12 protein-coding genes and 1 pseudogene are annotated in these 8,085 nt (G+C 44.0%); 5 read left to right on the top strand and 8 right to left on the bottom strand.

Annotated elements, in window-relative coordinates; genetic code table 11:
* Positions 1 to 38 precede the first annotated feature (38 nt).
* Positions 39 to 1,211: a CBS domain-containing protein gene (locus MICAI_RS07420; RefSeq protein ID WP_008199830.1), complete on the bottom strand. Its 1,173-nt coding sequence runs from the start codon at positions 1,209 to 1,211 to the stop codon at positions 39 to 41.
* Positions 1,212 to 1,449: 238 nt separating this feature from the next.
* Positions 1,450 to 1,890: pseudogene (locus MICAI_RS07415) on the bottom strand (recombinase family protein).
* Positions 1,891 to 2,222: 332 nt separating this feature from the next.
* Here MICAI_RS07415 and trxA point away from each other — a divergent pair.
* Entirely contained in the window at positions 2,223 to 2,546 is a 324-nt protein-coding gene (gene trxA, locus MICAI_RS07410) for a thioredoxin (protein WP_002778933.1), read from the top strand.
* Between the two features lie 461 nt (positions 2,547 to 3,007).
* Positions 3,008 to 3,625 carry a CP12 domain-containing protein gene (locus tag MICAI_RS07400; RefSeq protein ID WP_008199826.1) on the top strand — a complete coding sequence of 206 codons (618 nt, stop codon included), beginning with the start codon at positions 3,008 to 3,010 and terminating at the stop codon, positions 3,623 to 3,625.
* Between the two features lie 189 nt (positions 3,626 to 3,814).
* On the opposite strand, the gene MICAI_RS07395 is transcribed toward MICAI_RS07400, so the two are convergent.
* From MICAI_RS07395 to MICAI_RS07380, 6 genes are all read right to left on the bottom strand, one after another.
* Positions 3,815 to 4,120 (bottom strand): Txe/YoeB family addiction module toxin, encoded by a 306-nt coding sequence (locus MICAI_RS07395; RefSeq protein ID WP_039899790.1) that lies wholly within the window; start codon positions 4,118 to 4,120, stop codon positions 3,815 to 3,817.
* A 234-nt stretch (positions 4,121 to 4,354) separates the two neighbouring features.
* Positions 4,355 to 4,441 carry a PEP-CTERM sorting domain-containing protein gene (locus tag MICAI_RS27795; protein WP_071823541.1) on the bottom strand — a complete coding sequence of 29 codons (87 nt, stop codon included), beginning with the start codon at positions 4,439 to 4,441 and terminating at the stop codon, positions 4,355 to 4,357.
* A 115-nt stretch (positions 4,442 to 4,556) separates the two neighbouring features.
* A complete protein-coding gene (locus MICAI_RS26335) occupies positions 4,557 to 4,712 on the bottom strand; it encodes a hypothetical protein (RefSeq protein ID WP_008199820.1) in 156 nt (51 codons plus the stop codon).
* Positions 4,713 to 4,781: 69 nt separating this feature from the next.
* Positions 4,782 to 4,922, bottom strand: a complete 141-nt coding sequence (locus MICAI_RS26330) for a hypothetical protein (protein WP_008199818.1) — start codon at positions 4,920 to 4,922, stop codon at positions 4,782 to 4,784.
* A complete protein-coding gene (locus tag MICAI_RS07385) occupies positions 4,922 to 5,212 on the bottom strand; it encodes a DUF433 domain-containing protein (RefSeq protein WP_008199815.1) in 291 nt (96 codons plus the stop codon). Before MICAI_RS07385 ends, MICAI_RS26330 begins: the two co-directional genes overlap by 1 nt.
* Positions 5,213 to 5,377: 165 nt before the next feature.
* Positions 5,378 to 6,556 (bottom strand): PEP-CTERM sorting domain-containing protein, encoded by a 1,179-nt coding sequence (locus MICAI_RS07380; RefSeq protein WP_008199812.1) that lies wholly within the window; start codon positions 6,554 to 6,556, stop codon positions 5,378 to 5,380.
* A 291-nt stretch (positions 6,557 to 6,847) separates the two neighbouring features.
* Between MICAI_RS07380 and MICAI_RS07375 the strand changes: the two genes are divergently transcribed.
* From MICAI_RS07375 to MICAI_RS07365, 3 genes are all read left to right on the top strand, one after another.
* Entirely contained in the window at positions 6,848 to 7,273 is a 426-nt protein-coding gene (locus MICAI_RS07375) for a DUF29 family protein (RefSeq protein WP_008199811.1), read from the top strand.
* Between the two features lie 100 nt (positions 7,274 to 7,373).
* The gene (locus MICAI_RS07370; RefSeq protein ID WP_002761103.1) at positions 7,374 to 7,646 is read left to right on the top strand and encodes a hypothetical protein; all 273 of its coding nucleotides are present in this window, start codon (positions 7,374 to 7,376) and stop codon (positions 7,644 to 7,646) included.
* On the top strand, positions 7,633 to 8,076 hold the full coding sequence (locus MICAI_RS07365) for a type II toxin-antitoxin system VapC family toxin (protein WP_002770545.1): 444 nt from the start codon (positions 7,633 to 7,635) through the stop codon (positions 8,074 to 8,076). The genes MICAI_RS07370 and MICAI_RS07365 overlap by 14 nt, the downstream gene beginning before the upstream one ends.
* The last annotated feature ends 9 nt before the right edge of the window (positions 8,077 to 8,085 follow it).

Raw genomic sequence — 8,085 nt, 5'->3', positions numbered from 1 at the left:
TTAACCAGATTTAGTATGAATAGAAGCAAGCTGGTTATTTAAGAGCTAATTTCACGACCGAGGTGGGCAAGCTTATCTAGAACAGATTGAAGCAAAGATCGCCGCTGCTCGACGACAATATCTAAGTTAGCCAACATATACTTTACGTCTTTGTAAGCATTGTCCAGCAAGGCCAGTAATAATTCGCGATCGCCAGCGCTCTCTTTTTCTGATGGGGTGCGGGTCCGTTGGGGTAATAAGTCCGCTGGTGGGGAAGGAAGAGAGGGCGATCGCTCGGACTCTAGCTGTTGAATGGTTTGTTGTAAATTTTCAATCACCCCATACATTTCCATCGGGTCAAAAACCCTTAACAGACTGGTTTGTGTGACAATACCCAACCCCCGACCCCAGTTCCAAGAAACCACCAAACGCCCCACCCGCCGTTTTTGCATTTCCTGATGGGCCGTCCACAGGGAATCCTCGGGGTTGAGGAGAAATAAGGGCGTACTCATCACCGTCTGGGCCCTAGTTTTGTGCAGATCGATTTGAACTGCTTGAAACTGGACAAGATCTCGCTCTGTCACAATACCCACCGGGCAGTCATTGTCCTCTGAATCTCGTTGGGTGATCACCACACAACTGACACGATGTTCAGCCATTAACTGGGCCAATTGCAGGACTGTGGCGGTGAGTGGGGCCTGTACCACTTGACTGGTCATCACATCGGATACGCGACGAAACCGCAACAGATTGGCCGGACGCAAAATCTGGCGAATACTTTCATGGGAGATCACCCCGATTAAGTGTCCTTGGTCATCGACAATCGGCAAATGGCGAATGCGGTAGCGCCGAAACAAAAACAGGGCAGCAAAAATGTCTTGAGCAGATTGCTGGGGCAACGTGATCAGGGGATGTACCATCACATCGGCAACGGTTGTCTCGGTCAGGTTAATTCCTTGAGCGGTGAGTCGCACCACATCCCGTTCTGTCAAAATTCCTAATAACTCTTGCCCTTGCACCACCAGCAGACAGCTAACACGCGCTTCTCCGGCCGGAGCAGCTAGAGGGGATAGGTCATCGGTGAGTAAACACAGACGGCTATGGGCCTGACCGATCATGGCGATCGCATCTGCCAGGGAAGTCGTTGGCGGCACCGTCAAGGGGTGGCGATCGATCGCCTTTTCCAGATCGGGGGCCCAACTCAGAGGTGTATCAAAGGACATCAGCACCATCCCGCAATCGCAAAGGCCAAGATAGGCAGACTAGCCCCCGGGCAAAGAACCCAGACTCTCAGAGTTGCTGAAACCCGTTCTAAAACTATCTCAAAGTGTAGCGTCATTTAACTTTTTCCTAAAAGATGTAACGTTTTGTTACAATTTTTATTAAACTCGTAAAGATTTTAGACCCACTTCGGTGTATCATAGACGGATGTAACAGGTTAAAGCCTGAAACTTTTTATTTAGGGGTTATTCAGCCTCTAATGGTTTTAGGAGCGGCATCACCAGACGCTGGGGTGAGTACTTCCGGGTTCTGGTCGGCCTAAAGGGTTACTCCGGAAATTCTGGACACCTTTCCATAAAGTCGATCCAGCACCCGCTTTACGGAAATACGCTGCCATGGTTGACCGCGTTTGGTGGTGTAGCCCTGTTCATTAAGCCAATCGGCGATCTTCTGCAAGGATTTCCCTGATTTGTGATGACGGCGAATCAGTTCAATGACCCGGCACTCTTCCGGATCATCCACTAATTCCCCATCGATCGATCGTTGTCCAAAGGCAGGGGAGCCGTAGCCCGCATAACCACCGTTGCTTGCTTTTGCTTGTCTGCCTTGTTCTAGCCGCTCCCAGGCAGATAAATCGTTGGAAGGGGTCGCTGTCATAGGGTATCTAAATGCAATAACTTGCAAAACTATATTATCGCAACTTAACGTCGCAAATTTGTTTTGATTGGGGGCAGCCGATGACGACTTACAAAGTAAAACCCCTGCATGAGCAGAGACTAGATCTCACCATCGATGTCTGGGACAACCAAACTATAGACGATACCCCCGGGAGGCGGACATTGACTAATGCCATTTTTCTTTATTCATAGTCCTGAACCCCAACCCCCTTCTGGGGGAAAGTTAAAGAGTCAAAAGCCAAGCATTTTTAGAGGAGGAGCGGTTCAAGGCTGAATTTATCTTGTAAAACGCAGCGAGCAGAGAATTTGTCCTAAGTTACACAGCATCAATTTGGAGATATAAACATGGGTACGGCTACATTTATTCAAGATGAAACTGAATTTGATTCCCTCTTAAAGAGTGAATCCCTGTTGGTGGTAGATTGCACGGCAACCTGGTGTGGACCTTGCAAACTGGTGGCACCGTTGATCGATCGATTGGCCGATGACTATCGCGATCGCGCCAAAGTCTTCAAACTTGACCTGGACAGTAACAAACCCGTGGCCAAACGCTTTGGAATTAAAAGTATTCCGGCTGTCATGGTATTTAAACAGGGGAAATTGATAGAAACATTAGTTGGGGTTAAACCCTATGAAGAATTTACGGCTGCAGTAGAACGACAATTATAAGTCTTCCACCGTGAACGAACACTCTGGGCAAACGTCCGACGTTGACCCTTTCCTTCTCACACCACTATTCAATTTTGAGGTATGGCGATGAACAAGCTTATAGAAATTCGGTGTCCCAACTGTGGCAGCGTAGCTCAACGGCTCTTGAGCGATCGCCTGCCCGCAGGATATAAGTGTCCAGCCCGGCAGGTTGCTCAGACGGAATGCCCAGTGTGTGATTATTTCATCGCCATGTGTTGGCAAAACGGCGCTGTGCTGGAGGCCTATGCTCCAGGCATTCAGGGGAGCACAGCTGCGGCCATGCCGCCCCAGCCCCAACCAGCGAGCGCCCATTGGTCTTTGTCATCTGTGTTCAAAGTGGCACTCAGCCCACAAGAGTCCAGGAAATTGCTATCGGGACAACCCTAGTCAACTTTTGCATTTATACCAGTTCTTTAATTTAACAACACCATCCAACTCCTATGCTGCAAGCTCAAGAAATTATGACCCAAAACGTTGTCACCATTCGTGGTTCGGCAACGGTTGCCGATGCCGTGAAATTGATGAAAGAAAAAAAACTGCGGGGTTTGATTGTCGAACCGCGCCATGAACAGGACCCCTATGGAATTGTCACCGAAACCGACATCGTTTACAAAGTGGCGGCCTTTGGCCACGATCCTAAAACTATGCGGGTCTATGAAATTATGGCCAAGCCCTGTGTGGTCGTCAATCCCGAACTGGGGGTGGAATATGTAGCCCGGTTATTTGCTCAAACCCGCATTCGCCGCGCCCCGGTGATTCAGGGCAAAACTTTGCTGGGCATTATTTCTGTGAGTGATATTCTCTTCAAGAGCGATTTTGTCGAAAAGCCCAAGCGGTTGTTCATTGAAGATGAAATTGAAGCAGCCCGGGAAGACGCACGGGCAATTTGCGCGGCCAAGGGTGAAATCTCTCCCGATTGCGCCGCAGCCTGGGATGTGGTGGAGGAACTCCAAGCCGAAGCTTCCCATCAACGGGTCAAAAAACAGGGGAATAACTCACTCCAGTCCTACTGCGAAGCCAATCCCGATGCCTTAGAGTGCCGCATTTATGAGGATTAAATCTTGGAGGAATGTAAAGATTTATTAAAATGTAACGTAGGCTACAGCTTTGCTTAGTTTAGTGTGTACTGTTTCACTGTCCTCCTTCTGTCTTGGGTTGGGCTGTTGCTTCACCTAGCTGCGAGGGGGGACTCACTAAGTTCTTTGTCCCCTTTCTCCTGTAACAGTTCTTGATGGGTTTGTCTGAGTTTAGCCTGATTGATAATGATAACGAGCTTGTAAAAAATAAACCTTATTTCCTGTGACTTTATAAACCAAACGATGCTCTAAATCGATCCGTCGTGACCAAGGGTCGGCAGCAATATACTTAAGAGGTTCGGGTTTACCCAATCCTGTAAACGGATCGCCATCCAAAATATCTGCTACTAAGTCTAAGATTTTATCGCCTTTTTTCGGTTCGTTTCGATACCACCAAGCCAAATCTGCTTTGAAATCAGGACTAAAAACGGGCAAATAACCATGAATAGGATTGTTTTGAGGTTTATTATCAGTCAGTGGAACAGAAAGCGGGTTTCTGGTAAATATCTAAATTAAAGCTCAGATTTTTTTGTTAAGAAACCCGCTTTCTCCGAGGTTGTTGAGTGAGAACAGAGTAGATCGATCGATACATCCGAACAACAAAAAAGCCCCCCTTTCGAGGATGCCCTTTTATCTAATGATTGAGACGCTAACTGATTGAAATGCCAAAAATAGGGAATTTATGGACTTTCCCATCAAAGTTAGGTTAGATTATGACCGTTTCTTAATTAAAAAACCCACCAAAGAAAACAGGCCTAACCCTAAAATAGAACTAGGTTCCGGTACTAACGAAATCATTAGTTATAGTCATTTCAGATAAGTCTGATACACTCTAGACCGACAAAACCCTTATGAACTCTGGGATTAATATTCTCAATTTTAATTGAAATGGCTATACCTTACTGACCGCCTTCTATTCTAGATAATCCCCTAAAAAGACGAGTTGATTCTTGATATCTTCGGCAGAGCGAGTAGCGATTAAATTAGCAATAGCTTTTACCTGTTCTCCCACGGAATATCTTTGTTTTGCGGCCACAATAATTCCCGTATGGCCGATCGAGCGCGTCATATAGGATTTATGCAATCGACAAAAATCGCCTACATTAAAAGTATAAATTACCCGGCCTTGCTGGGTTGCCTAAACCAGTTGATCAGGATCGGGTAGCTGAATGTTTTTCGCTTCCCAAGTGGTAATTACATCAATCTTCAGATTCCGCAAAGCTTCCACGACCGAGCGTTGACCCGCATCTTCATCAAGGTAGAGACGGATTTGACTCATTACAATTCACCGGCTCGATATCGGGATTCCCAGTCTTCACAATCGGCTCGGTAAGCATCGATATCGGCCTCTATCTGTTCTTTATTCGCGTGATAATACGCTAGAGCGCTATAAATTTGAGCCAGACTTAACTGAGGATACTCCCTAGCGATCGCTTCGGCACTCATTCCCGTTTTATGATCCATGACTAAACTTTGAATCGTGATTCTAGTTCCCGCGATCCGGGGACGAGCATTACAAATATCCGGACTAGCAACAATAAATTCGCTAATATCGATGCCTGTAGCCATATTTTCGCCTAGAGAAGTCCCTTTTATTGTAGCTCGATCGATACATCCGAACGACAAAAAAGCACCCCTTTCGAGGATGCCCTTTTATCTAATGATTGAGATGCTAACTGATTGAAATGCTAAAAATAGGGAATTTATAGACTTTCCCATCAAAGTCAGGTTAGATTATGACCGTTTCTTAATTAAAAAACCCACCAAAGAAAACAGTCCTAACCCTAATATAGAACTAGGCTCCGGTACAGATGGATTATTTTGCGGATTTAAACGAGCAATCCAAGATTCAACATTATTATTAGGGTTAAGTCCAGTACCCACAATTGTTAACCCATCGGCAGAAATGCCAGTCGCCTGTATTAAAGTCCAACCGGTTAAATCTAAACCATAATCATTAGTTAAAATCTCTCTTAAGCTCCGCATCCCTTGTCTGGAATTCCAGATGAATGCCTCTTGACCATTAGCACTATTGCTATTACCAACCACAACAGACCCATCGGCTGATACTCCTGAAGCAGTGCTATAGAAACTACCTCCAGATAAGTCCCCCAGTCCTACCATTCCCGTTGTTTCTGTCCAACGGAATGCTTCAGGGCCATTAGCACTATTGCCCTCACCAACAACAACAGACCCATTGGCTGATACTCCATTAGCTGCAGATAGAAGATAACCAAACCCATTATCTAAGTCCCCTAGTCCCACCATCCCCGTTGCTTCTGTCCAACGGAATGCCTCCTGGCCACCAGCACTATTGCTATAACCAACAACAACAGACCCATCCCCTGATACTCCTAAAGCCTTGCTCTGGAAAGCACCCCCAGATAGCTCCCCTAGTCCCACCATCCCCGTTGCTTCTGTCCAACGGAATGCCTCCTGGCCACCAGCACTATTGCTATAACCAACAACAACAGACCCATCTGCTGATACTCCATTAGCACTGATAGGGGTAATGCCTCCCCCCGATAAGTTCCCTAGTCCCACCATCCCCGTTGCTTGTGTCCAACGGAATGCATCCGTACCATTATTGCTGGTATTCCGGCTGTGACCAACCACAACAGACCCATCCCCTGATACTCCTAAAGCATAGCTATATAAATCAACCCCAGAATGTAAGTACCCCAGTCCTACCATTCCCGTTGCTTGTGTCCAACGGAATGCCTGATAACCAGCACTGGCGCTTTCACCAACAACAACAGACCCATCTGCCGATACTCCCTGCGCACGGCTAATTAAATTGATAGCATTTAAGAACCCTAAACCCTGAAAAGAGGCGGCCTGTGCAGGTAACGCCACCCCGATCGCACCCAATCCGATCCCTAAGCTGATACAATTAGCTAGTATCTTGTTCATAACCTGATAAAAATCCAAAAAACTAAGTGATTCTTACAATCTAGATGTTCACTTTGGTTTTGTCTGTGGGAATTTGTGGCCATTTTGGATTTTCTGATACAATAATTTTTGTGGGATAAAGTGGGATTTAGTGGCAAAAAGGAGGGCAAGGCTCATGAAACAAGGCTAAATTTTCCTTAATAAGGCAAGAGAACAGGCAAAAGTTTTCGCTTGTTTTTCCAACTTTAACAATATCTAATGTAAAGGACAAATTACTAAATTAAGAGGTTAATCAGTAAAAAAAAGTAAAAAATGGAAGAATTATTAGAGTTAAAAAATCTATTACTAGCTGGCAATGTTCCCGATGCCTTGATTTTGGTAGAGGAAATGACAGAAATGAGTAAGGATGATAAGCTCAATAAGATTTTTAGCTTTAGTATTATTGTCCTATTACATCTGATTAAGCAGCAAGCAGAAAACCGCAGTACCCGCTCATGGGAAACCTCTATTTCTAATTCTGTTCGACAGATTCAACGCATTAATCAACGACGTAAAACTGGAGGAAACTATCTAACAATAGAAGAATTAAAAGAAACCTTAGATGATGCTTATTCTTCCGCTTTAAGACAAGGGGCATTAGAAGCTTTTGAAGGTATATATAAACCCGAAGAAATTGAGGCTATGATCGATAAAAATAAAATTATTAATCAAGCATTGGAATTAATATTAATCGATTAAGTAACAGGTGACAGTCGGAAACAAATCAGGAGGTTTAAATGTCAGAAACAGTCGCTTAAAGATTAGCAGCCTATTTAAAAACCTTAACAGAGGAAAATTAATGATTAACTTAGAACAAATTCAACAAGATATTAACCAATTACCTGAAGAAGCACAAAACTTACTGATTGATTTTATTGAGTTATTAAAAAAACGCTATTCTTTAGCAAAAAAGCCAGAGATTGCAGCAAAAATAAACCCTGAAGCTCAAAGTACCCTAGACATTTTAAAAGAATCTGGATTAATCGGTTGTATTAGTGCAGAATCAGACCTTTCTACTAATTATAAATCCGTTCTCAAAGAAGGATTAAAAGCTAAATATGATCATCGTTGATACTGGGTTCTGGGTGGCTTTATTTAACAATAAAGATCAATATCATCTAATAGCACAGCAAACCTTAGCACAGTATTCTTCTCAACCCCTAATTACAACTTGGTGTGTTTTAACAGAAAGTTGTCATCTTCTTTTACAACGTTCTCCAAATCTCTATACAGGAGTTGAAAAACAAATAAAATTAATGAACGTATTTGAGAGACATCCCCAAAAATTTCTATTATTTCACCTTGAAAATACTCATCTAGAAAGAATTCAAGACCTTATGAAACAATATCAAAGTCTGCCAATGGACTTAGCCGATGCCTCCCTAGTTATCTTAGCAGAAGAGTTAGGAAATGGACTTATCTTATCAATTGATAATCGAGATTTTAATACCTATCGCTGGAAAAATAAAAAACCCTTTATTAATCTTTTCTCAAATTTCTAGTTAATCAGT

The sequence above is a fragment of the Microcystis sp. T1-4 genome (assembly GCF_000297435.1).
In the GTDB taxonomy this organism is placed as follows: Bacteria; Cyanobacteriota; Cyanobacteriia; order Cyanobacteriales; family Microcystaceae; genus Microcystis.
Note: the sequence above shows the minus strand (reverse complement) of the source record. Positions and strands in the feature narration are given on the sequence as shown.